Origin of the sequence: Modicisalibacter luteus DSM 23508 (assembly GCF_000378505.1) — a bacterium.
Taxonomy (GTDB): Bacteria; Pseudomonadota; Gammaproteobacteria; order Pseudomonadales; family Halomonadaceae; genus Modicisalibacter; species Modicisalibacter luteus.
Window position 1 is genome coordinate 67573 of record NZ_KB899998.1, and the last position, 24502, is coordinate 92074.

The 24502-nt window shown below is 60.2% G+C and carries 22 protein-coding genes; 12 read left to right on the plus strand and 10 right to left on the minus strand.

Annotation, left to right across the window (positions count from 1 at the left end):
- Positions 1-38: 38 nt before the first annotated feature.
- The 4 genes from F568_RS0115050 (at position 39) to F568_RS0115065 (ending at position 4243) form a co-directional block, all read left to right on the plus strand.
- Complete coding sequence (locus F568_RS0115050) at positions 39-479, plus strand: acyl-CoA thioesterase (RefSeq protein ID WP_019019578.1); 441 nt, start codon at positions 39-41, stop codon at positions 477-479.
- A gap of 165 nt (positions 480-644) precedes the next feature.
- Positions 645-1760: an alanine dehydrogenase gene (gene ald, locus F568_RS0115055; RefSeq protein WP_019019579.1), complete on the plus strand. Its 1116-nt coding sequence runs from the start codon at positions 645-647 to the stop codon at positions 1758-1760.
- A gap of 96 nt (positions 1761-1856) precedes the next feature.
- Positions 1857-2870, plus strand: a complete 1014-nt coding sequence (locus F568_RS0115060) for a tryptophan--tRNA ligase (RefSeq protein ID WP_019019580.1) — start codon at positions 1857-1859, stop codon at positions 2868-2870.
- A gap of 170 nt (positions 2871-3040) precedes the next feature.
- Complete coding sequence (locus F568_RS0115065; RefSeq protein ID WP_019019581.1) at positions 3041-4243, plus strand: YeeE/YedE family protein; 1203 nt, start codon at positions 3041-3043, stop codon at positions 4241-4243.
- Between the two features lie 53 nt (positions 4244-4296).
- On the opposite strand, the gene F568_RS0115070 is transcribed toward F568_RS0115065, so the two are convergent.
- Positions 4297-5304, minus strand: a complete 1008-nt coding sequence (locus F568_RS0115070) for a histone deacetylase family protein (RefSeq protein ID WP_019019582.1) — start codon at positions 5302-5304, stop codon at positions 4297-4299.
- 212 nt (positions 5305-5516) lie between these two features.
- On the opposite strand from F568_RS0115070, the gene F568_RS0115075 reads away from it, so the two are divergent.
- A complete protein-coding gene (locus F568_RS0115075; RefSeq protein ID WP_019019583.1) occupies positions 5517-7196 on the plus strand; it encodes an NAD-dependent malic enzyme in 1680 nt (559 codons plus the stop codon).
- Positions 7197-7424: 228 nt separating this feature from the next.
- On the opposite strand, the gene acnA is transcribed toward F568_RS0115075, so the two are convergent.
- Complete coding sequence (gene acnA / locus F568_RS0115080) at positions 7425-10163, minus strand: aconitate hydratase AcnA (RefSeq protein WP_019019584.1); 2739 nt, start codon at positions 10161-10163, stop codon at positions 7425-7427.
- A 327-nt stretch (positions 10164-10490) separates the two neighbouring features.
- Between acnA and F568_RS0115085 the strand changes: the two genes are divergently transcribed.
- From F568_RS0115085 to trxB, 3 genes are all read left to right on the plus strand, one after another.
- Entirely contained in the window at positions 10491-10700 is a 210-nt protein-coding gene (locus F568_RS0115085) for a zinc ribbon domain-containing protein (RefSeq protein WP_019019586.1), read from the plus strand.
- Between the two features lie 196 nt (positions 10701-10896).
- Positions 10897-11499, plus strand: coding sequence for a peroxiredoxin (locus tag F568_RS0115090; RefSeq protein WP_019019587.1), 603 nt, complete (start codon positions 10897-10899; stop codon positions 11497-11499).
- A 170-nt stretch (positions 11500-11669) separates the two neighbouring features.
- Positions 11670-12641, plus strand: a complete 972-nt coding sequence (trxB, locus tag F568_RS0115095) for a thioredoxin-disulfide reductase (RefSeq protein WP_019019588.1) — start codon at positions 11670-11672, stop codon at positions 12639-12641.
- A gap of 62 nt (positions 12642-12703) precedes the next feature.
- On the opposite strand, the gene F568_RS0115100 is transcribed toward trxB, so the two are convergent.
- On the minus strand, positions 12704-12994 hold the full coding sequence (locus F568_RS0115100) for a SlyX family protein (RefSeq protein ID WP_019019589.1): 291 nt from the start codon (positions 12992-12994) through the stop codon (positions 12704-12706).
- A gap of 80 nt (positions 12995-13074) precedes the next feature.
- On the opposite strand from F568_RS0115100, the gene F568_RS26100 reads away from it, so the two are divergent.
- Positions 13075-13527 carry a cold-shock protein gene (locus F568_RS26100; RefSeq protein WP_019019590.1) on the plus strand — a complete coding sequence of 151 codons (453 nt, stop codon included), beginning with the start codon at positions 13075-13077 and terminating at the stop codon, positions 13525-13527.
- Positions 13528-13619: 92 nt separating this feature from the next.
- On the opposite strand, the gene F568_RS0115110 is transcribed toward F568_RS26100, so the two are convergent.
- From F568_RS0115110 to map, 7 genes are all read right to left on the minus strand, one after another.
- A complete protein-coding gene (locus tag F568_RS0115110) occupies positions 13620-14006 on the minus strand; it encodes a hypothetical protein (protein ID WP_019019591.1) in 387 nt (128 codons plus the stop codon).
- Between the two features lie 2 nt (positions 14007-14008).
- Positions 14009-15181, minus strand: a complete 1173-nt coding sequence (gene dapE / locus F568_RS22985; protein WP_019019592.1) for a succinyl-diaminopimelate desuccinylase — start codon at positions 15179-15181, stop codon at positions 14009-14011.
- A gap of 49 nt (positions 15182-15230) precedes the next feature.
- Positions 15231-16256 carry a 2,3,4,5-tetrahydropyridine-2,6-dicarboxylate N-succinyltransferase gene (gene dapD / locus F568_RS0115130; protein ID WP_019019593.1) on the minus strand — a complete coding sequence of 342 codons (1026 nt, stop codon included), beginning with the start codon at positions 16254-16256 and terminating at the stop codon, positions 15231-15233.
- Positions 16257-16293: 37 nt separating this feature from the next.
- On the minus strand, positions 16294-16644 hold the full coding sequence (locus F568_RS0115135; RefSeq protein ID WP_019019594.1) for an arsenate reductase: 351 nt from the start codon (positions 16642-16644) through the stop codon (positions 16294-16296).
- Positions 16645-16662: 18 nt separating this feature from the next.
- Positions 16663-17877, minus strand: a complete 1215-nt coding sequence (dapC, locus tag F568_RS0115140; RefSeq protein ID WP_019019595.1) for a succinyldiaminopimelate transaminase — start codon at positions 17875-17877, stop codon at positions 16663-16665.
- 109 nt (positions 17878-17986) lie between these two features.
- Complete coding sequence (locus F568_RS0115145) at positions 17987-20662, minus strand: [protein-PII] uridylyltransferase (RefSeq protein ID WP_019019596.1); 2676 nt, start codon at positions 20660-20662, stop codon at positions 17987-17989.
- Positions 20663-20780: 118 nt separating this feature from the next.
- Positions 20781-21572, minus strand: a complete 792-nt coding sequence (map, locus tag F568_RS0115150; RefSeq protein ID WP_019019597.1) for a type I methionyl aminopeptidase — start codon at positions 21570-21572, stop codon at positions 20781-20783.
- Positions 21573-21880: 308 nt separating this feature from the next.
- Here map and rpsB point away from each other — a divergent pair, with 308 nt between their 5' ends.
- From rpsB to pyrH, 3 genes are all read left to right on the plus strand, one after another.
- Positions 21881-22612 carry a 30S ribosomal protein S2 gene (rpsB, locus tag F568_RS0115155; protein WP_019019598.1) on the plus strand — a complete coding sequence of 244 codons (732 nt, stop codon included), beginning with the start codon at positions 21881-21883 and terminating at the stop codon, positions 22610-22612.
- A gap of 169 nt (positions 22613-22781) precedes the next feature.
- A complete protein-coding gene (gene tsf / locus F568_RS0115165) occupies positions 22782-23651 on the plus strand; it encodes a translation elongation factor Ts (RefSeq protein ID WP_019019600.1) in 870 nt (289 codons plus the stop codon).
- Positions 23652-23757: 106 nt separating this feature from the next.
- Complete coding sequence (gene pyrH / locus F568_RS0115170; RefSeq protein ID WP_019019601.1) at positions 23758-24498, plus strand: UMP kinase; 741 nt, start codon at positions 23758-23760, stop codon at positions 24496-24498.
- Positions 24499-24502 lie beyond the last annotated feature (4 nt).

A 24502-nucleotide genomic window follows, 5' to 3' on the forward strand; every position in this document is an offset into this window, starting at 1 on the left:
CTGGTCTGCCTTTTCGCAACGCTGTTCAGGGAGTCCGTATGAGCTGGGACCTGCCCGATCCCTTCGTCCTCGAAATTACGGTCGCCGAAGCGGCCATTGACGTCTATGGTCATGCCAATAATGCCGAGTACCTACGCTGGGTAGAGCGAGTGAGCTGGGCGCACTCCCACGATTTGGGCCTGAGTATCGATGACTATCGCCAGCACGACCGAGCCATGGCAGTGCATCGTCACGAACTCGACTATCTGGCCCCGGCGCATGCCGGTGACCGACTGGCGATGGCAACCTGGATCGTCGCCTGTGACGGGCGCATGACCCTGACGCGCCGTTTCCAGCTCCAGCGGCCGGATGATGGCGCGACATTGTTGCGGGCGCGCACCCGCTTTGCGTGCATCGCTCTCTCAACGGGTAGGCCGCGACGCCTACCGGCGGCCTATATCGATATCTACGGCGGGGCGCTGGTCGATGAGGAGAACTAACGTCGAATATTGTTCTGTCATTGCTTGATTGGGTAAATAAATCGGCTTTTCCTTCCTTTGTTTAAAGAATGATGTTTCGTTCTGTGCCGTTGTTTTAACGCAATTGACGCCTTGTGCTGTACTTAGTGAGTAACCTGATTTACTCCATCGTGTGCAGGAGGGGTCATGAAGATCGCTGTTCCCAAGGAAATCAAGAACCATGAATATCGCGTCGCCCTGACACCCACCGGTGTACGCGAATTGGTCGAGTGTGGTCATCAAGTGACCGTGGAGGCTTCGGCTGGCGAGGGATCGGGCTTTCCCGATGGCGACTACCAGGCCGCTGGCGCCGATATCGAACAGGATATCGACACGCTCTGGCGTAGCGCCGAACTGATCGTCAAGGTCAAGGAGCCGCAGCCCGATGAAGTTGCCAGGCTTGGAGAAGGCCAGACCCTATTTACCTATCTGCACTTGGCCGCCGAGGAAAACCTGACTCGTGGGCTCATGGAGTCCGGCGCGACTTGCATCGCTTACGAGACCATCACCGATCGTGACGGCGGCTTGCCGTTACTGGCTCCGATGAGCCGGGTGGCGGGGCGCATGGCCGTGCAGGCTGGTGCACATAGCCTGGAAAAGGCTCAGGGTGGTTCGGGTGTGCTATTACCCGGCGTTCCGGGGGTAGCACCGGCCAGCGTTACCGTCATCGGTGGCGGCGTGGTCGGTGAGAATGCCGCGCGTATGGCATTGGGGCTAGGGGCCGAGGTTTCGGTACTCGACAAGTCACTGGCACGCCTGGAAGTGCTTGACCATCGCTACCAGGGCCGGCTTCGTACCGTGTATTCGACATCAGACGCCCTGGACGAAGCGATCCACCGTTCCGATTTGATTATCGGTGCAGTATTAGTGCCCGGTGCCGCTGCGCCCAAGCTGATCACCCGGGGACAACTTGGCGAGATGCGTCCCGGTAGCGTGCTCGTCGACGTAGCCATCGACCAGGGCGGCTGCTTCGAGACCAGCAAGGCCACGACCCACGCCGAACCCACCTATGTTGTCGATGGCATCGTGCATTACTGCGTGGCCAACATGCCCGGGGCGGTGGCACGCACCTCCACCCAGGCATTGACCAATGCCACCCTGCCGTTTGTCATCGCTCTGGCGCAGAAGGGCTGGAAGCAGGCGCTGGCCGATGATCCTCACTTCCTGGCTGGTCTCAACGTGCACGCCGGTAAGATTGCTCATCCGGCGGTGGCCGAGGCCTTCGGCCTGGAAAATGTTGATCCGCGTAGCGAGATAGAGTGAGCCATTCCGCCGGCCTGTGGCCGGCGGTCGCTTTAAAAAGCGCCAACGTTGTACACTAGGCGTAATTTACCCTCGCTTACGTAGATACGCCTACTCATGGAAAAAACTCGCGTTCTTACCGGTATCACGACTACCGGCACGCCGCACCTCGGCAACTACGTCGGTGCCATCAAACCGGCGATCGACGCCAGCCAGGACCCCAATGTCCAGTCCTACTACTTCCTCGCGGATTTACATGCGCTAATCAAGTGCCAGGATCCCAAGCGCGTTCAGGAGTCACGCCTGGAGATAGCTGCCACCTGGCTGGCGCTGGGTCTGGATACCGACAATGCTATCTTCTATCGCCAGTCGGACATTCCCGAGATTCCCGAGCTGACCTGGATGCTTTCCTGCGTCTGCGCCAAGGGGCTGATGAACCGGGCGCACGCCTATAAGGCCGCTGTGGCCGATAATGAGGCCGCGGGCCAGCAGGATTTGGACAAGGGCGTGACCATGGGCCTGTTCAGCTATCCGGTACTGATGGCCGCCGACATTCTCATGTTCAATGCCAACAAGGTGCCGGTGGGACGCGACCAGATCCAGCACATCGAGATGGCACGTGACATGGGCGGCCGCTTCAACCACCTCTTCAAGGGACAGTACTTTTCGTTGCCCGAGGCGGTGGTCGACGAAAAGGTCGAGGTGTTGGGTGGGCTTGATGGGCGCAAGATGTCCAAGAGTTACAACAACACCATTCCGCTGTTTGTTTCCGAGAAGAAGCTGCTCAAGCTGGTGCGCAAGATCAAGACCAACTCGTTGGAGCCCGGCGAGCCGAAGGATCCCGACTCCTGTACGCTATTCCAGATCTACTCGGCCTTCGCCACGGCGGAAGATACAGAGGCCATGCGTCAGCGCTATCGCGACGGCATTGGTTGGGGCGACGCCAAAAACGAACTCTTCGAGTATCTGAATGCCCATCTGCGCGAGCCGCGCGAGCGCTACCAGGCACTCTTGGAGGACCCCGGCCATATCGAGGATGTGTTGCTCAAGGGCGCTGAGCGTGCCCGTGCCGAAGCAGCGCCGTTCATGGACAAACTGCGCCACGCGGTGGGTCTGGGGCGCTTCATCTAACGATTGTCATGTACTGCCAAAGGCGCCTTCGGGCGCCTTTTTCGTATGAGTGCTACTTATTCATTTTGGGAATCAATACGATTGTTCTTATGCATTTCTCTATGCCTGAGTAAAAAGGTAGGCTTTGGCCAATCTGGCTCAGGCGAGCCAGCTTGCATAGGAGGGTCTGCATGACTGACATGACATTGACGCCTCGCCGTCCAGCATCTGCTGCGTTGCTGGGTGTCGGCGTACTGTTGGTAGGTGTTGTTGCGCTGGGGGCCGCCTTTGGCCCACGACTGGCTGCACTCATGCTGGTAGGCGGGGCTTTCGGTATGGTGCTGTATCATGCCGCGTTCGGCTTTACCGGTGCTTGGCGAGTTTTTATCAGTGAACGTCGAGGGCGAGGGCTGCGTGCACAGATGGTCATGCTGGCTGTCGCTGTCGTGCTGTTTTTCCCTGCATTGGCGGCGGGCACGCTGTTCGGTACTCCGGTGTCGGGCTACGTCGCACCAATTGGTGTGTCGGTAATGGTAGGAGCGTTCCTGTTTGGCCTGGGGATGCAGCTAGGGGGCGGTTGCGCTTCCGGCACGCTGTTTACGGTCGGCGGTGGAAATGCCCGCATGCTCATCACGCTGGCCTTCTTTATCGTCGGATCGTTGGTCGGTACGGCGCACTTTACCTGGTGGCAGAGCCTACCGGCCTTTCAGCCGACATCGCTGGTCGAGGTGTTCGGTGCTGGTGGCGGTATCGCTGTCAGTTTGGTGATATTCGCCTTGATTGCCATCGCCACCGTGATCATGGAACGGCGTCGCCATGGCCAGCTGGAATCGGCACTTAAAGTGGAGAACAACCGCTCACGTTGGCTACGAGGCCCATGGCCGTTGCTGTTCGGGGCGGTCGCGTTGGCGCTGCTCAACTTCATCACTCTGGCGCTGGCCGGTCGCCCGTGGGGTATCACATCGGCTTTCGCCCTCTGGGGAGCCAAGGGCTTCGAGGCGCTGGGCGGTGATGTCAACGGCTGGGGTTACTGGCAGTCACCCGGCAATGCTGCTGCGCTAGAGGCAAGTATCTGGACCGATATCACAACTGTCATGAATGTAGGCATCATTCTGGGCGCGTTGATTGCAGCCTCGCTGGCAGGCAGGTTCGCTCCGAAATTCAACATCCCGCTACGTTCGGCCATTGCTGCGGTCATTGGCGGGTTGTTGCTCGGGTACGGTGCTCGGTTGGCATTCGGCTGCAATATCGGCGCTTACTTCGGAGGTATCGCATCGGGCAGCCTGCATGGCTGGTTGTGGCTGGTGGCGGCCTTTGCCGGAAACATTCTGGGCGTCAAGCTGCGGCCATGGTTCTTCAATCGTCCTGCACAGCCCCTGGCGCGCAGCAATTGAGCATACGTCACTCGGCTCTGGACGCCCTGGCTCTTTGCCGGGGCGTCGTCGCTTCAGGCGAGCAGGCTGCGGAAGAACGCCTGTGCGTTCGTTTCTAGGCTGTCCACCGCGTAGCCACCTTCCTGAATCACCAAGGTCGGTAGCGCAAGCTCGGCGATGATCTGGCCGAGTTGGGCGAAACCTTCCGTAGTGACGCTGACCTTGGCCTGAGGATCATCGGTATAGATATCGAATCCCAGAGCCAGAACCAGAGCGTCCGGGGCATACAGGGCAATGGCGCGGCAGGCCTCATCAAGCCGGGCAAAGAACTCCATTTCCGAGGCGCCATGAGGCATTGGCAGGTTGAGGTTGTAGCCATAGCCGGGCCCTTGGCCGCGCTCGTCCTCGAACCCGCAGACAGCGGGGTAGAAGTTGGTCGGGTCACCGTGAATCGAAACGTAGAGCACATCATCACGGGAGTAGAAAATCTCCTGGATACCCTGGCCGTGGTGCATGTCGGTATCGAGAATCGCGATGCGCGAATGATGATGGCTCAACCGCTGGGCGGCGATGGCTGCGTTGTTGAGGTAGCAGAACCCGCCCGCTGCATCGGCGCGTGCATGGTGGCCCGGCGGACGGCACAGTGCATAGGCCTGTCGCTCGCCTCGGGCCAGAACATCAGCGGCAGCAACGGCGCTCTGTGCCGAAGCGTAAGCGGCCTGCCAGGTATGCTTGCCTAGCGGCGCGCTGCCATCGGCCAGGTAGCGGCCGGCTTCGGCGAGTACGCCGCGTAGAGCGTTGGGCTCGCGTACGAAGACGTTGGACATGACCTCGTCGCCCCAATCCTCGGGCCATCGGCGATGAGCGCTTTCCAGAAAACGCAGGTAGGGCTGGGTATGCACCTCAGCGATGGGGCCCATCCCGGTATCGCCGGGTGTCTCGGCTGAAATGCCCAAGGATGCCACGGCCGCCAGCAACGGATCGATGCGTGCCGGTACCTCTTGCGGTGTACGCATCTTGCCGCGCGAGAAGTAGCTGTGCGGATGATGCAGGGCCTGATCGTTATGGTAGAACGTACGCATGCCGGCTCCTGAAAGGCGGTTGACTCTTCGCTGACCGTAATCGTTAACCATAGCGACCGAGGCCCGAGCTTGGAAGCTGGGTGCACGCTGCGCTCATCATCGGCAAGCATGTTAATCTAGTCGCAGAATACATCGTTCGACGCCTGGAGCGTATCCACGCACCGTTGGTTCGGCAGTCACCCATTCACCTTCGCACCATTACGAGCCGAGACATGAGCGAGCAAGCCAAACGTCCCCTGTATATTCCCTATGCCGGTCCGTCACTGTTGGAAATGCCGCTGCTCAACAAGGGCAGTGCCTTTTCGCTGAAAGAGCGCATTGAATTCAACCTGGTCGGGCTTCTGCCACAGAATGTCGAGACCATCGAAGAGCAGGTCGAGCGGGCCTATCGCCAGTATCGGCAGAACACCACTAACCTCGACAAGCACATCTATCTGCGCTCGATCCAGGATGACAACGAGACGCTATTCTTCCGCTTGATCGAGGAACATCTCGAAGAGATGATGCCGATCATCTACACGCCGACTGTAGGGGAGGCATGCGAGGAATTTTCGAATATTTACCGCAATCACCGCGGTATCTTCGTCTCCTATCCCGACCGTGAACACATGGACGACATTCTGCGTAGTGCGACCAAGGATAAGGTCAAGGTCATTGTCGTGACCGATGGCGAGCGCATCCTGGGGCTGGGCGATCAGGGGATAGGCGGTATGGGAATTCCCATCGGCAAGCTATCGCTATATACCGCCTGTGGTGGGGTCAGCCCAGCCTATACGCTGCCCATCATGCTCGACGTGGGTACCAACAACCAGGCCTTGCTTGACGATCCGATGTACATGGGCTGGCGCCATCCGCGCGTCAGTGACGAAGAGTACGCTGAATTCATCGACATGTTCATGCAAGCAGTGAAGCGTCGCTGGCCGAATGTGCTGCTGCAGTTCGAGGATTTCGCCCAGACTAACGCTATGCCGTTGCTCGAGCGCTATCGCGACGAGTTGTGCTGCTTCAATGACGACATTCAGGGTACCGCGGCGGTTTGTGTGGGCACGTTGCTGGCCGCTTGCAAGGCGCGTGGCGTCAAGGTCAGCGATCAGCGCGTTGCTTTTCTGGGTGCCGGTTCGGCCGGTTGTGGCATTGCCGAACAGATCATTGTGGCCATGACCGAGGAAGGTATCAGCGAAGAAGAGGCGCGTCGTCGAATCTACATGGTCGATCGTCATGGCCTGCTCACCGACGACATGCAGGGGCTCTACGACTTCCAGCAGCGCCTGGCCCATACGCGGAGCGAAGTCGACGACTGGCCGGGAACGACCTTGCTGGATGTGGTGCGTAATGCCCATCCCACTGTGCTGATCGGTGTGTCGGGCCAGCCTGGCCTGTTCACCGAGTCGGTCATCCGGGCCATGCATGAGAACTGTCCTAACCCGGTGGTCATGCCGCTGTCCAACCCGACCTCACGCGTCGAGGCTAAGCCGCAGGACATCCTCGATTGGACCAACGGCGAAGCGCTCGTCGCTACCGGTAGCCCGTTCCCGCCGGCACAGGTTGGCGATCGCAGTATCCCTATTGCCCAGTGTAACAACGCCTATATCTTCCCTGGCATTGGTCTCGGTGTGGTAGCGGCTAACGCCACGCGGGTAACGGATGCCATGCTAATGGCGGCCTCCAATGCACTGGCCAACGGGGCGCCCATTGTCAAAAACGGTGAGGGCGCACTGTTACCGGCGCTGGGAGACATTCGCGAGATCAGCAAGGCCATTGCCTTCGCTGTGGCCAAGCAGGCCCAGGAGGAGGGCGTGGCGCTGCGCTCCAGTGACGAAGTACTGTGGGAGGCGATCGAGCGGAACTTCTGGTATCCGCGGTATCGGGGGTATCGCCGCCGCGCCTTCTAGGGTGTAGGAATCGACTACGTTCGACCATACGGTATTGAAGCCAGACTCGGACTGCTCATTGAATAAAGTAAACTCCGCACCCTCGTCTGGCGTCGCCTTGTCTGGTCATCGCTCGTAACGATTATTCGGCTCTAACGGAAACGAAGACACCCCACCGCAAATTCGCGGTGAGGTGTCTTTTTTAGGATGAGCTGAATGCGCCGGGGGGGATACCCGGCGCTCTCACGCTTACAGCATGCTGCGCAGCACGTAATGCAGAATGCCGCCGTGACGGTAGTATTCCATTTCGTTGACGGTATCGATGCGGCAGGTGGCGTCAATGGCTTTCTCGCCCTTATCGGACTTGATCACCACGCGGACGGTGCCGCCCGGATCGAGCTCGCCAAGCCCTTCGATGGAGAAGGTCTCGTCACCGGTCAGGCCTAACGACTTACGATCCTCGCCTTCGGGAAACTGCAGCGGCAACACACCCATGCCGATCAGGTTGGAGCGGTGGATACGCTCGTAGGATTCGGCGATGACTGCACGCACGCCGAGCAGGCGTGTGCCTTTGGCCGCCCAGTCGCGTGATGAACCGGTGCCATATTCCTTGCCAGCGACTACGACGAGCGGCGTGTTGTCCTCGGCGTATTTCATGGCGGCATCGTAGATAGCCATCTGCTCCCCGGTCACCACGTGGCGGGTGTAGCCGCCCTCGACGCCGTCGAGCATCTCGTTGCGGATACGCACGTTGGCGAAGGTGCCGCGCATCATGACTTCGTGGTTGCCGCGCCGTGAGCCATAGGAGTTGAAGTCCTTTGGCTGCACGCCGTGTTCCTGCAGGTAGCGACCGGCAGGGCTGTCTGGCTTGATCGAGCCGGCCGGCGAGATATGGTCGGTGGTCACCGAATCGCCGAGCATGGCCAGCACGCGGGCATCCTTGATGTCTTCGACCGGTTCCGGCTCCTTGCCCATGCCATCGAAGAATGGCGGGTGCTGGATATAGGTGGAATCCTTGGACCACTCGTAGACCTTGCTTTCCGGCACCTTGATCGATTGCCAGGTCTCGTCGCCATTGAAGACTTCGGCGTACTCCTTGCGGAACATGTCGGTCTTGACCTGTTCCACGGCTTCGGCGATCTCTGCCTGGGATGGCCAGATATCCTTGAGGTAGACCGGGTTGCCATCCTTGCCGTTGCCGAGCGGCTCTTTCGTTAGGTCCAGGCGCACATTGCCGGCCAGCGCATAGGCTACCACCAGCGGCGGCGAGGCCAGCCAGTTGGTCTTGACTAGCGGATGGACACGGCCCTCGAAGTTGCGGTTACCGGACAGTACCGAGGCGACCGTAAGGTCACCCGCATCGATGGCCTTTTCGACCTGCTCGGGCAGCGGACCGGAGTTGCCGATACAGGTTGTACAGCCATAACCCACCAGGTTGAAGCCGAGCTTGTTGAGATCCTCCTGTACGCCGCCTGCGGCCAGGTAATCGGTCACTACCTTGGAGCCAGGCGCCAACGAGGTCTTGACCCACGGCTTGGTGGACAGGCCCTTTTCGGTGGCCTTGCGCGCCAGCAGACCGGCCGCCAGCATCACGCTGGGGTTGGACGTGTTGGTGCAAGACGTGATGGCAGCGATGACCACCGCGCCAGGGTTGAGCTTGAACGATTCGCCGTTCATCTCGCAGACCTGGCTGTCGTTGTTTTCGAAATGGCTGTGCTGATCGTAGTCCGCCGGCTGGCCGCCTTCCGATTGCCAGCGGGCCTGGGCCTGGGCCGAAGCATCAGAAGCTTCACCGTCCATGAGTTTTTCGAAGGTCAGCTTCATATCGGTCAGGGCGACGCGATCCTGAGGACGCTTGGGACCGGCCAGGCTGGCTTCGACCTCGCCCATATCGAGCTGCAGGGTGTCGGTGTAGATCGGCTCGTGGCCGGGTTCGCGCCATAGTCCTTGCGCCTTGGCATAGGCCTCGACCAGCGCGATCTGATCATCATCGCGACCGGTCAGGCGCATGTAATCCAGCGTCTGCTCATCGATCGGGAAGAAACCGCACGTTGCGCCATACTCCGGCGCCATGTTGGCAATGGTCGCTCGATCTGCGACCGGCATGTCCTTGAGGCCATCCCCGTAGAACTCGACGAACTTGCCGACCACTCCCTTCTTGCGCAGCATCTGGGTAACGGTGAGCACCAGGTCGGTGGCGGTAATGCCTTCGCGCAACTTGCCGGTGATCTTGAAACCGATGACTTCGGGAATCAGCATCGATACTGGCTGGCCGAGCATGGCGGCCTCGGCTTCGATACCGCCAACACCCCAGCCCAGGACGCCCAGGCCGTTAATCATCGTGGTGTGAGAATCGGTGCCCACCAATGTATCGGGATAGGCGTAGGACTTACCGTCCTCGTCCTTGGTCCATACGGCCTTGCCCAGATACTCCAGGTTGACCTGATGGCAAATCCCGGTGCCCGGTGGTACAACGCGGAAGTTGTCGAAGGCCTGCTGTCCCCAGCGCAGGAACTCATAGCGCTCGTGGTTACGCTCCATCTCGATGGTCACGTTGTCCTTGAACGATGACGCGTCACCGAAATGATCGACCATGACCGAGTGGTCGATCACCAGGTCTACCGGCGACAGCGGGTTAATGCGTGCCGGGTCTTCGCCCAGGCGCTGCACCGCGTCGCGCATCGAGGCGAGGTCAACCACGCCGGGAACGCCGGTGAAGTCCTGCATCAATACACGAGCCGGACGATAACCGATCTCTCGCGTAGAGCGGGCTTCCTTCTGCCAGTCCACCAAGGCTTGCATGTCTTCACGGTAGACGCTGGGCTCACTGGCGAAACGCAGTTGGTTCTCGAGCAGGACCTTGAGCGTGAAGGGAAGCCGCTTGATATCGCCCAGTGCCTCGGCGGCCTTGGGGAGACTGTAGTAATGGTAGGTTTTGCCCCCGGCATCGAGGGTACTCAAGGTATTCGGCGTGTCTTCGGCGCTCATGGAACTCCTCCTCTTCTGTCCTTGCTGCCGGATCGCGCTCCACCATGGCTAGCCCGCTCCGGCATGTGGGTCGCTAGTCCGCCCGCATGTCAGGTTCCCGGGACGACCACAAGAGTCTGGTCTCGGGCGGTAATTGTCGACATGTCCCTGTCTCTACTCACATGGTCATGATAGGTGCAGTTTTCAAGCATCGGCCAGCGTAATCGCGATCTGCCACCTCGGATGGATGGCGGTTGACCTTGCCTGTCAGAAAAGCTAGAGCAATGTCATTGAAAATGGAGTCGTGCAACCTCATCTTGATGTCATTGGCTGACCCGGGAGCATGCCATGCACGAAGAGTTACTCACGATACGTGAGGTGAACTGTCCCTACTGTAGCACTCCCTTTGATCTGGCGATCGATGTAAGTCAGGGAACACATCGCACTTGGGAGGACTGCCCGCTGTGCTGTGCGCCGATACAGATCGAGATTGCTGTTGCGCCTCACTCGGGGGAACTGACGGATGTCGTGCTCGGGCGTGATGATGACGTACTCTGAGCCGAGGTCAGCGGCTACAGGTTATAGATAGAGCCTAGCCTCAGGGTGGTGGAGATAGGTTTTATTAATGATGCTTGATAGACATTGCCTATATTCGCCATTAGTCTAATCAAATTGGAAAATCCGGAGCCGAGGGGTACTCTCGGTTCCCGTCTTCATTCACCCCCTAGTGAATATCTTAAACAAGGAGATCCGCATGAGTGTATTGGTTGGCCGCCAGGCACCTGATTTCGAAGCCGCCGCTGTACTGGGCGATGGTACTATTGTCGAGAACTTCAAGCTGTCCGACAGCAATGGCAAGCTGCGTGTGCTGTTCTTCTGGCCGCTGGATTTCACGTTCGTCTGCCCGTCAGAGATCATTGCTCACGACAATCGTCTGGCGCAGTTCAAGGAACTCGGTGTCGAAGTCATCGGTGCCTCCATCGATTCCCAGTTCACCCACTATGCATGGCGTAAGACATCTCCCGACGCAGGCGGTATCGGTGAAGTCGGTTTCCCGATCGTAGCCGACGTCAAGCACGAAATTACCCAGGCCTACGGTATCGAGCATCCGGAAGCCGGCGTGGCACTGCGTGCTTCCTTCCTGATCGACGAGGAAGGCGTCGTTCAGCACCAGACCGTCAATAACCTGCCGCTGGGGCGTAACGTCGACGAGATGCTGCGCATGGTCAAGGCGCTCAAGCATCACCAGAAGCACGGCGAAGTCTGCCCGGCTGGCTGGGACGAAGGTAAGGAAGGAATGAAGGACAACGCTGAAGGCGTTGCCAAGTACCTGGGTGAGTACTCGAAGGAACTGTAAGCCTTCGGTCTGACGGGGCGACCCAAGGGTCGCCCTTTATCGTTTAGGCAATCTTGCGGTCATGTGAACTGCGGTCTGATCTTGTACCCGGCGAGTCCAGACCCCAGTTCATAAATCTGTCGTTACTGCTGACGCCGCGGTCGCGGTGTCCATTGCAAGAAGAGGTCTCCATGAGTGAAGTCCGCCACGAACGCCTGATTATTCTCGGTTCCGGTCCTGCCGGATATACCGCTGCCGTTTATGCGTCGCGGGCCAACCTCAAGCCGTTGCTGATTACCGGCATGCAGGCCGGCGGCCAGCTGACCACCACCACCGATGTCGATAATTGGCCGGGTGACGATGCGGGTGTGCAGGGGCCGGAACTGATGGAGCGCATGCGCAAGCATGCCGAGCGCTTCGATACCGAGGTCCAGTTCGATCATATCCACGAAGTCGAGCTGCGCCAGCGCCCATTCACGCTCAAGGGCGATAGCGGCACCTACACCTGCGATGCGTTGATCATTGCTACCGGCGCTAGCGCACGCTATCTGGGGCTGCCTTCCGAACAGCAGTTCATGGGGCAGGGGGTATCCGCTTGTGCGACCTGCGATGGCTTTTTCTATCGCAACCAAGAGGTCGTTGTGGTCGGTGGGGGCAATACGGCCGTTGAAGAAGCACTGTACCTCTCCAACATCGCCTCCAAGGTGACCCTGGTGCATCGGCGAGACAGCCTGCGTGCCGAGAAGATCCTTCAGGACAAGCTGTTCGAGAAGGTCGATAACGGTAACATGGCCGTAGAATGGAACCACACTCTCGAAGAAGTGCTGGGTGATGGCTCGGGCGTCACTGGCGTGCGCCTCAAGTCCACCGAGGACGGCTCGACCAAGGAGCTTTCGGTGCCTGGCGTATTCATCGCCATCGGTCACACGCCGAATACCGGTCTCTTCGAAGGGCAACTGGACATGGCCGAGGGGTACATCAAGGTCAAGTCCGGGCTCGACGGTAACGCCACTGCTACCAGCGTGCCGGGGGTATTCGCCGCTGGTGATGTCATGGACCACGTCTATCGCCAAGCGATTACCTCGGCGGGCAGTGGCTGCATGGCAGCGCTCGATGCGGAGCGATACCTGGATGACCTGCCTGCCGAGCCCCCGATGACCTAACTCCCTCCTGTAAGCCTGGCCCAATGCGTGTCGCCCTGGGGCCGGGCTTACCTTCCAGAACCTCAATAATGCGGAGGTATCTCATCCTCCAGCCGATAGTCTTCCTCGCCGGGCCCACCGCTTTGGGTCTGCAATAGTTGATGCTGCTCGCGTATCCGCAACTGTAACAGTTCACTTAAACGCTCAAGCTGCGTTAACCTGCGTTCCTGTCCCGCCACGGCTTGATCCAGCGTGTCCAGCCAATGCTCCTGATAAGCAAGGCGGCTTTCCAAGGCTTCCAGGCGTTTTTCCAGCCTGTCAAGCGTATTGTCATTGGTCATGGTAGAATCGCTGCGCTGCGTGTTGCCGTTCATCGCGACACCTTTGGTCATTGCCCGGTATGCACAGCACACCGTGGCTTTCGTTTGTATCACAACAAGAGAAATAGAGGTCCATGAATCGCAAGGTCATACTTCGTTGTAGTCTCGTCAGCCTTCTGTTCGCCATCCCCGCTCCGCTTCTGATTGCTCTGTTCGTCATGCTGCTTGGCGGTGATGTTTCCAACATGCTGGCCGGCGTCGGCATGGCACCGGTCTATATCGCGACAGGGCTGGCGGTTTTTCTGCTTTTGCTCACTGCCACTCTCGCCATGCATACGTTCTCACCACGCCTGGCAACGATAGCCGACGTCGAAAACGACGACCGTGAAATCGGCGAGGTCAAATGGTTCAACGTCAACAAGGGATACGGTTTCATCACCCGCGATGGTGGGGAAGACGTCTTCGTGCATTTTCGGGCCATTCGTGGCAAGGGGCACCGCACGCTGGCCGAGGGTCAGAAGGTGCGTTACTACGTGGTGGCCAACGAGAGGGGTCTGCAAGCAGATGATGTCACCGTCATAACCTGAGCGAAGCGGCTGCACCTGCCCGCTCTCGAGATATTACTCTGTTCGAAAACACACCCTGCCCCTGCGGTAGGGTGTGTTCGTTTTGGCGCTGACTACTGTCCCGAATCGGGCCAATTGATGGCGCCTTCGCTGCCGTCGGGCAGAACCTGCCAGAAGCGATCCGGATCATCACCGGGCTGCCAGCCACCGAGGGAACAACGAACCTCGCAGGCCAAGTGCTTCGCGGCGTCACGGGCACAATCCGTATCCCTGGGCCAAGGGGTGGCGTCGCTGTCGAACCATAGGGTGGCGAAGCCGTCGGCAACCGCTTCCACTAGCAATACAGGCACCTCCGCCTGGTTGCATTGGCCTCGGCTCCGCCATTTTCGCTTGCCTGCAGACTTGAACGGGGTGGCATCGAGGGCGTCGCGTAGCCAAGCCTCAATGTGTGGGATATCGGCCTTGGCCAGGTAGATCTCGATGTCGGGATAGCGCTCCATGACTAACCTCGGGTGAACAGTCGCTGCATGATCGCCTCATAGATACGGCTCAGCGTATCAAGGTCGGCGGCGTGCACACGTTCGTTGACCTTGTGAATGGTGGCATTGAGCGGGCCCAGTTCGACCACCTGGCTACCCAGCGTGGCGATGAAACGCCCATCCGAAGTGCCTCCGGCCGTCGACAGCGCCGGACGTTGACCGATGATGTCCTCGACACCGGCCAGCGTGGCATCGACCAGTTCGCCCTCAGCGGTCAAAAACGGCTCACCATTAAGTGTCCAATCCAGGCGGTAATCGAGACTGTGGGCGTCGAGGATTGCCTCGGTACGCTGGCGAAGTTGCTCGTGGGTGACTTCTGTGGAATAGCGAAAGTTGAACACTACCTCGAGTTCGCCAGGGATGACATTGGTTGCACCGGTGCCCGAGCGAATATTGGAGATCTGGAAGCTGGTTGCGGGGAAGAAGTCATTGCCAGCGTCCCAATGTTCACGGCACAGCGCATCCAGCGCTGGGGCTGTCTCATGGATCGGGTTGCGCGCCAGATGTGGATAAGCGACATGGCCCTGCACGCCATGGACATGCAGTACGCCACCCAGTGAGCCACGGCGGCCATTCTTGATCACATCGCCGAGGCGCGCGGTGGATGACGGTTCGCCGACGATGCAGTAGTCGAGACGCTCGTGGGCTTCGCGCAGGTGCTCTACCACTGCACGTGTACCGTCCTGGGCCGGTCCCTCCTCATCGGAGGTGATCAGGAAGGCGAGCCGACCCTCATGGTCCGGATGTGCCGAGACGAAACGCTCCACGGCGGTAATCATCGCCGCCAGGCTGCCCTTCATGTCGGCAGCGCCGCGCCCGCATAGCTCGCCTTCAGCATTGAGTTGCGGCGCGAAGGGTGGCGTATGCCATTGGCTCTCTGGGCCGCTGGGTACCACGTCGGTGTGCCCGGCAAAGGCCAGAACCGGCCCGTGATGACCGCGTACTGCCCAGAAGTTGACTACGTCGCCGAATGGCAGGCGCTGCACGTGGAAGCCGAGGCGTTCCAGACGTTCGATCATCACATCCTGGCAGCCGGCGTCGTCAGGGGTGACCGAAGGCCGGCGCATCAGATCGATGGCCAGTTCGAGCGTCGGTGACAGCGTTGTCGCCGGTTCGGCGGTATCGGGCAAGGGCATGAAAAGTCCTGCTGGCAGTGGATGGCGCCCGGGACACGGGCGCACGGCATCAGTTGTGGGCGTGAAGCGCTTCGTTGAGTGCGATGGCGCTCTTGTTGGTCAGGCACTCGATACGGCCGTTGATCGAGTTGCGGCGCAGCAGCAAATCGTTCTGGCCGGCCAGCTCACGGGCCGCGACGGTTCTGACTTCCTGGCCTTGGTCGTCGAGGACCGCGACCTTGGCACCGGCAGTGATGTACAGGCCGGCTTCCACGGTACAGCGATCGCCCAGCGGAATGCCGATGCCGGCATTGGCACCAATCAGGCAACCTTCGCCAACCTTGATGACGATATTGCCGCCGCCGGAGAGCGTGCCCATGGTCGAGCAGCCGCCGCCGAGGTCCGAGCCTTTGCCGACCATGACGCCAGCCGAGATGCGGCCTTCGATCATGCCCGGCCCTTCGGTGCCGGCATTGAAGTTGACGAAGCCCTCGTGCATCACGGTGGTGCCCTCGCCAAGGTAGGCGCCCAGGCGGACTCGGGCGGTATCGCCGATGCGTACGCCCTTGGGCACCACGTAATCGGTCATCTTGGGGAACTTGTCTACGCAGTCCACTGACAGCGGGCGCCCTTCCAGGCGTGCCTTGAGGCGACGGGCAGGCAGCTCCTCGATGTCGATGGGGCCTTCGCTGGTCCAGGCGACGTTGCGCAACAGGCCGAACATGCCGGTCAGGTCGACGCCATGCGGCTGGACCAGGCGGTGCGAGAGCAAATGTAGCTTGAGATAGACCTCCGGAGCGCTTTCGGGCGGCTGGTCGGTCTCGAGGAAGGTAGCGATCAGCGGCCGCTGGCTGGTGGCGAAAGCCTCGGCAAGTTCGGCCTGCTCTTCGCTGCCGGCGTCCTTGAGAGCCTGGACCAGTTGGGCGCAGTGCTCCGGCAGGAAGCTGACCACAGCATTGCCGGCCGGGGCGTCAAGAGCCTTTCTGGCTGCATCGACCAGAGCGGCGTCGGGTTGGAACAGCGGGGCCGGGTAGTAGACGTCCAGCCAGTCGCCTTGGGTGTTCTGGTTACCGATTCCGAGAGCGAAGCTCAGCATGTGGATCTCCGGATGGATTCTGTTCAGGGTGAATGGTTCAGCCGGCCAGATTGGCGTAAGTATCGGCTGTGAAGCCGACCAGCAGACGCTCGCCCGTATCAAGCAGGGGCCGCTTGAGCAAGGTCGGCTGGGCAAGTATCAATCGGCGGGCGTGGGCAGGATCAGCCTTGGCCGCCTGTTGCTCTTCCACGGCCAGCGCTCGCCAGGTAGTGCTGCGGGTATTGAGCACGGAGGCCAGCTCGGCACGGGCGAGAAACGCCTCGAGCTGCTCGGCGCTCAGACCGTCGCCGCGCAGATCATGAAATTGGTAGGGCGTTCCCTGGGCGTCGAGGGCCTTGCGTGCCTTGCGACAGGTGTCGCAGGTCTTGATGCCGTAAAGCGTAATCATTGGGTGTGTTCTTCTCGATTATGCGCGGGACTCGATGAATCGGCGAATGCGGCTTGCCGCCTCGACCGTGGCGTCGAGCTCAGCGACCAGCGCCAGGCGCACCCGGCCGCTGCCCGGATTGCAAAGCTTGCCGCCCGCTGCGCTGTCGCGCGACATGTAGCGCCCGGGAAGTACTGTGACATGTTGCTCGGCGAACAGGTCTCGCGCAAAGGCTTCGTCGTCCCCACCGGGCACCGCTGGCCACAGGTAGAAGCTCGCCTTCGGTGTCGGAAAATCCATGGCTGGGGCAAGAATCTCGGTGACCGCCGAGAACTTTTCTCGGTAGGCGTCGCGGTTGGCTCGCACATGCTGTTCGTCGTTCCAGGCCACGATGGAGGCGTGTTGGACCTGTAGCGGCATGGCGCAACCGTGATAGGTGCGGTAGCGCTTGAAGGGCTCGATCAGCTCGGCATCACCGGCTACGAAGCCGGAACGCAGGCCGGGTAAGTTGGAGCGCTTGGACAGCGAATGAAACACGATGCAACGACGATAATCGTGTCGGCCGAGTGCGGCGCAGGCTTGCAATAGCCCGGGGGGTGGCGCGCGCTCGTCGAGGTAGAGCTCGGAATAGCATTCGTCTGAGGCAACGATGAAATCGAATTCATCGGCCAGTTCGATCAGGCGTGTGAAATCCTCCAGTGGCGTAACCGCGCCGGTGGGATTGCCCGGCGAGCAGACAAACACGATCTGTGTATCGCGCCAGACATCAGCCGGCACCGCCTCGAGGTTGGGTCGGAAGCCATGATCGGCACGGCAGTCCAGATAGAGCGGTTGACCGCCGGCGAGCAGAGTCGCGCCCTCATAGATCTGGTAGAACGGATTGGGCATGGCAACACGGGCCGGACGGGTGCGATCCAGTGCCGCCTGGACAAAGGCGAAAATCGCCTCGCGTGTGCCGTTGACCGGCAGGACATGACGCTCTGGGTCGAGGCTGCCGGCCGCCAGGCCGAAGCGACGGCCAGTCCAGTCGGCCATGGCCTGACGCAATTCCAGCAGGCCGGCGGTTGCCGGGTAACGAGCAACGTCGCCTTCGTGGCGGCGTAGGGTCTCCAGTACCGCGTTCGGGGGGGCATGGCGCGGCTCGCCGATTGACAGCGGGATATGCTCCATCGTCGCTGGCGGCGTCACGCCGGCCTTGAGCGCGGCGAGCTTCTCGAAAGGGTAGGGCTTGAGAGCAGCTAATTCAGGGTTCATCGGCATTCCAGCGATGTCCGCTGAGCGCGGACAGCAATCGTTTTTATCGGGCGAGCACGAAGCCACCGATTATAGGGAAGCCGGCGGGGCGCCTCAAATCGGTGCGTCGTTAGACATCCAGCACGTCGCACAACCGGTCGCGCAGGCGTGCCTGACGCTCGGGGTCGGTGATCGGGGCGCCGCGCTTGTCAGTGATGAAGAATACGTCCTCGACGCGTTCGCCCAGGGTGGCGATCTTGGCCGCCGACAGCGCAATGTCCTGCTCGACGAAGATACGTCCGACCCTGGCCAGCAGGCCGGGCCGGTCGGGGGCAATCAGCTCGAGTACCGTGCGCTCGTTGGCAGGGTCCTGTTCGATAGTGACTTGGGTGGGCACGCGGAAATGCTTGAGCTGGCGTGGCGTATGTCGACTGACAATCTGCGGATAGTCATCGGGGTCGTCGAGTTCTTCGACCAGATGCTGGCGGATTCGGTCCAGGCGAGCGGGTGCGCGGATAGGCTCGTTATTGTCGTCGAGCACGATGAAGGTATTCAGCGTCCAATCATTGCTCGAGGTGGCGATGCGAGCGTCGTGGATCGATAGGTCCAGCTGATCCATGGCTGCAGCACTGGCGGCGAACAGGTCATCCACAGAGCGGGTATGGATGAAGACCTTAGTGCCACCTTCATTGGTGTCCTCGGCCGGAGCGCTGACCAGCACCAACGGCAAATCCGGTTCGTCGTGAGCGAGAATGCCTTGGGTCTGCCATACGACCTCGCTGGGAGAGTACTGCATGAAATAGTCGTCGCCGAAGGTGTCCCACAGCCGTTCGACGCGTTCTATGTCGGCACCGACCGTACGCAGCAGAGCCATGGCCTCGGCGCGAGTATCATTGATCCAGTCGTCGCGATCGATGGGGTTTTCCAGGCCACGGCGCAGGGCGCGCTTGGTCTCGCCGTGCAACTGACGCAGCAGGGTGGCTCGCCAGCCGTTCCACAGCGATGGGTTGGTTGCGGTGATGTCGGCGACGGTGAGCACGTAGAGATAATCCAGGTGGACCTCGTCGCGGACTTGGGCGGCGAATTCGCGAATGACGTCCGGGTCGGAGATGTCGCGCTTCTGGGCAGTCATCGACATCAACAGGTGATGTTCCACCAGCCACGTGACCAGGCGGGTGTCTCGGGGGGTAAGGCCGTGGCGCTCGCAGAACGCAGCAACGTCCTGAGCGCCAAGTAGCGAATGGTCGCCGCCGCGGCCCTTGCCAATGTCATGATACAGCCCGGCGATCCAGAGTAGCTCGAGCTTGGGCAGCTGATGAACCAGGGCAGCCGCCACCGGGAACGACTCGCGCCCAGCGGGCTCGCGAATACGCTGGATCAATTTGAGCAAGCGCAGGGTATGGGCGTCGACGGTATAAATATGGAACAGGTCGTGCTGCATGAGCCCTACGGCCTGGCCGAACTCGGGCAGGTACTTGCCGAGTACACCGTAACGGTTCATGCGACGCAGCTGGCGCGGCACGTTGCCGCCGCTGCGCAGCAGTTCCATGAACAGACTCTGGTGGCGCAGGTCCTCACGGAAGGCATCGTCGATCTGGTGACGGTGATCGCGGATCAGGCGGATAGTGTCGGCGCGCACGCCCTCGACCTCAGGGTGCTGGGCCATCAGCAGGAACAGCTCGAGCAGGGCAGCGGGGCGACGCTTGAAGATGCGCCGATCGCGCGCTTGGATATAGCCGCCCTTGATTTCGAAGCGGGCATTGAGCGGCCGCGTCTCGAGTTCCTCGTCGGCGCGCAGGATCACCTCGTCGAAATGCTGCAATAGCATATCGTTGAGCCCCGCCAGGGCGGTAACGTGGCGATAGTAGCGTTTCATGAACTGTTCGACGCCCAGGCGCTCACGGGTATCGCGATAGCCGAACATCTCGGCAATGGTGCGCTGATGATCGAAAAGAAGCCGATCCTCGGCGCGCCCGGTGAGCATGTGCAGGGCATAGCGAACCTGCCAGAGGAAGGCCTGACCCTGGCTGAGGATACGTAGCTCGGCGTCGTTCATGAACCCCTGGGCGACCACGTCCTCATATCGCAGCGGGCCGAAATGACGCTTGGCTACCCAGCCGATCATCTGAATGTCGCGCAGACCACCTGGCGAACTCTTGATATTGGGCTCGAGGTGGTACTCGGAGTTGTTGTGCTTGTAGTGACGGCTGATCTGTTCCTGCCACTTGGCTTCGAAGAAGCGGTCCGACGGCCACATGTGTTGAGTTGACAGGCGCTCACGCATGGCCCCGCGCAGCCTTTCGGGGCCGGCCAGCGTGCGCGTCTCCAGCAGGTTGGTGATAACCGTGACGTCAGCACGGGCCTCGCGTTCGCAGTCGGTCAGCGAGCGCACACTTTGGCCGATCTCCAGGCCGATGTCCCATAGGAACGTGATGAACTCGGAAAGCGGCTCGCGGTAGGGCGTGTCATCGTCATGCTCGAGCAGCATCATCAGGTCGATGTCGGAATGGGGGTGCAATTCCCCGCGTCCATAGCCGCCTACCGCGAGCAGGGCAATGCCGTCATCCGGCCAGTCGTGTCGGGCCCAGGCGCATTCCAGCAATCGATCCAGGCACCAGGCGCGGCCATGCACCAGGTCACGAATGTCGGCGCCGGCACGGAAGCGTGCATCGAGGCTGGCCTGGATCTCGCGCAGCGCTTGCTTGAACAGCACCACCGGCGAGCGACCGGTATCGAGCTCGGAGCGGAACGCCGCGATGTCGAATAGCGTCTCGTCGGGAGCAAAATGGTAGTGGTGCAGAAGCATGCGGCGTGATTCTCCCTGCAGGCACTCAGGCATCGGTACGCTGGTGCCGATCCGTCCGGCGAAGACGATTCATGGGTCGGGCGGGACCGGACAGGTGCCAGCCAGTCCCGGAGTGCGATTAGCTGGTGAGAAACGAGAAATCTTCGTCGCCGCGTGCCGTCAATACCTCGACGCCATCGTCAGTGACCAGCAGTGTATGCTCCCATTGTGCGGACAGACTCTTGTCACGTGTAACAGCCGTCCAGCCGTCACGCAGCACCTTGGTGCGATAACCGCCGGCATTGAGCATCGGCTCGATGGTGAAGCACATGCCTGCAGCAAGCTCGATGTCGGCCTCGGGAGCATAGCCGTCATAATGCAGGATTTGCGGGTCTTCATGGAACCCCGCACCAATACCGTGGCCGCAGAAATCGCGCACTACCGAGTAGCCGTTGGCGTCGGCGTGCTGCTCGATGACCTTGGCGAGCTCGGACAAGCGTACGCCGGGTCGCACCAGGGCGATGCTCTTGTACAAGCATTCCTGAGTGACACGTGACAGGCGTGCGCCCTGGATGGTCTCGTCGATCACGAACATCATGCTCGTGTCACCGTGATAACCATCAGCAGTCTTCACGGTAATGTCGATGTTCATGATATCGCCTTTCTTCAACTTCTTGTCGAAGTCGGGAATGCCATGACACACCACGTGGTTGAGCGAAGTGCAGATTGACTTGGGGAAGCCGTGATAATTGAGCGGCGCTGGTTGTGAGCCCAGCTCGTGAACGATGTATTCGTGACAGAGGCGGTCGAGTTCTCCGGTGGAGACGCCGGCCTGGACATGGGGGATCAACATCTCCAGCACGGAGGCGGCCTGACGACCGGCCTCGCGCATTTTGGCGATCTCTTCGGGCGTTTTGATGGGAACGTTCATGGAGTCTCGTATCAAGGTGTGGGAAGCGCCGCCAGCCGAGGTGCTGTATGCTTAAAACGGGGCTGGCGACTTCATCTTGGCATCGTTCTATGGTATAAAGCCGCGCGCTTTCCTGCAATCCGCGTTGCTGGCTACCCGAAGTTCAGTCCATGCACCATTGTCGAAAGCGCAAATGAGCGTAATGCCTTGAAAACACACATGCACCGGCACATGGTCCCGGGTGCCGCGAACGAGACCGCTTTGCGGGCGCGTCGTGGTCGGATCCATGGGGTGCATGGAGGCCTAACCCGATATACCTGGAGTCATCCATGGCACAAGTCAATATGCGTGACCTGCTGAAGGCAGGCGCCCACTTCGGTCACCAGACCAAGTACTGGAACCCGAAGATGAGCAAGTACATCTTCGGCGCCCGCAACAAGATTCACATCATCAACCTCGAGCACACTCTGCCGGCGCTGAACGACGCCGTCTCCGTGGTCGAGAAAATGGCGGCTTCCAACAACAAGATCATGTTTGTCGGCACCAAGCGTTCCGCCAGCAAGATCATCAAGGAAGAAGCCAGTCGTGCGGGTCAGCCGTTCGTCAACCATCGCTGGTTGGGCGGCATGCTGACCAACTACAAGACCATTCGTCAGTCAATCAAGCGTCTGCGCGATCTCGAGACCATGCGTGAAGATGGCACCTTCGAGAAGCTGACCAAGAAAGAAGTCCTGATGGCGACCCGCGAGCAAGAGAAGCTCGAGCGCTCCATCGGCGGTATCAAGGACATGGGCGGCCTGCCCGATGCGCTGTTCGTGATCGACGTCGATCATGAGCGTATCGCCATCAATGAGGCCAACAAGCTGGGTATCCCGGTCATTGGCGTGGTCGATACCAACTCCGACCCGGATGGCGTCGATTACGTCATTCCCGGCAACGACGACTCGATTCGTGCCATCCAGATCTATGTCGCTGCGATTGCCGATGCCTGCGCCAAGGCGAAGGAAGGGCGCCCCGACGAATTCGTCGAAGTGACCGAGAGCAACGAAGTCGCCGAGTGATTCCGGCATGCCTATCCTGGCTGTCATGTTCTTCGCCCAGAGTGGCGGAGGTGACGGTCGGGAGGCGGGCGAAGGGGGCCGAGGCCCCCTTTGTCGCGCTGTGACGGTCACGCAGGAAGATATCGTTTTCCGTATATCCGACGTCGAAAATATCTAGAGGTTAACTATCATGGCAGCTATCAGCGCATCTTTGGTCAAGGAACTGCGCGAGCGCACCGGGCTCGGCATGATGGAGTGCAAAAAGGCACTCACCGAAGCCGATGGCGACATCGAGAAGGCCATTGAGGACCTGCGCAAGAACTCTGGTCTCAAGGCCGCCAAGAAGGCTGGTCGTACCGCAGCCGAAGGCGCCGTCGTGACCCGCGTTGCCGAGGACGGCAGCTACGGCGTCATGCTCGAGATCAATTCCGAGACCGATTTCGTGGCCCGTGACGACAACTTCAAGGCGTTCGCCGAGAAGGTCCTGGCTAAGGTCTTCGAGGCCAAGTCCGAAGATATCGCCGCCATCATGGAAGGCGAGATGGAAGAAACCCGCCAGCAGCTGGTCCAGAAGATCGGTGAAAACATCTCCGTGCGTCGCGCCGTGGTCGTCGATGCGCAGGAAGGTGGTGTGGTCGGCGAGTATGTCCACGGCGGTCGTATCGGTGTGTTGACCCTGCTCAAGGGTGGTAACGCCGACGTTGCCAAGGATGTCGCCATGCACGTTGCCGCGATCAATCCGGCCGTGGCGCATCCCGAAGACATGCCGCAGGAGCAGCTCGACAAGGAGAAGGGCATCATCCTGGCGCAGCCGGACATGGCCGGCAAGCCGGCGGAGATCGCCGAGAAGATGGTTCAGGGCCGCCTCAAGAAGTACCTGGCCGAGAACAGCCTGACCGAGCAGCCTTTCGTCAAGGACCCCAACACGTCAGTGGCCAGCTACGTCAAGGCCAATGGTGGTGAGGTGGTCAGCTTCACCCGCTTCGAAGTGGGTGAAGGCATCGAGAAGGAAGAAGTCGATTTCGCCAAGGAAGTGATGGAACAGGCTCGTCGTAGCTGAGGTCCTAGCTTCTGGTCTTCGAGATGGCGTGCGCGAGAGCGCACGCCATCGTGTATCTGGCCGTCGGCCATTCGTCGTCAATTCCGCCGCCATCAGGAGATTACGCATGTCTGCCAATCCCGACCGTAACGCCAAGTCGAAGTACAAGCGCATCCTGCTCAAGCTTTCGGGTGAAGCGCTGATGGGAGACGGGGACTTCGGTATCGACCCCAAGGTGCTGGACCGCATGGCGCTGGAAATCGGCCAGCTGGTCGGTATCGGTGTCCAGGTAGGTATCGTCATCGGTGGCGGTAATCTGTTCCGTGGCGCCGCCCTGCACGCCGCCGGTATGGAGCGTGTGACCGGCGATCACATGGGAATGCTGGCCACCGTAATGAACGCCCTGGCGATGCGCGATGCGCTGGAGCGCTCCAATATACGCTCCCGCGTCATGTCGGCGATCCCAATGAGTGGAGTAGTCGAGCATTACGATCGTCGCACGGCGATTCGCTACCTCACCTCCGGTGACGTGGTAATCTTCTCGGCTGGTACCGGCAATCCGTTCTTCACCACCGACTCGGCAGCCTGTCTGCGCGGTATCGAGATCGATGCTGACGTGATCATCAAGGCTACCAAGGTGGATGGGGTCTATGACAAGGATCCCGTTAAGTTTTCCGAAGCTGTCAAGTACGATCGCCTGGGCTATGACGAGGTACTCGACCAAAAACTGGGCGTAATGGATTTGACCGCTATCTGTCTGGTACGGGACCATGACATGCCGGTACGCGTATTTGACATGACCAAGCCGGGCGCACTGCTCAACTTGGTCGTGGGCGGAAAGGAAGGCACGCTGATAGACAGAGGGTAAAATC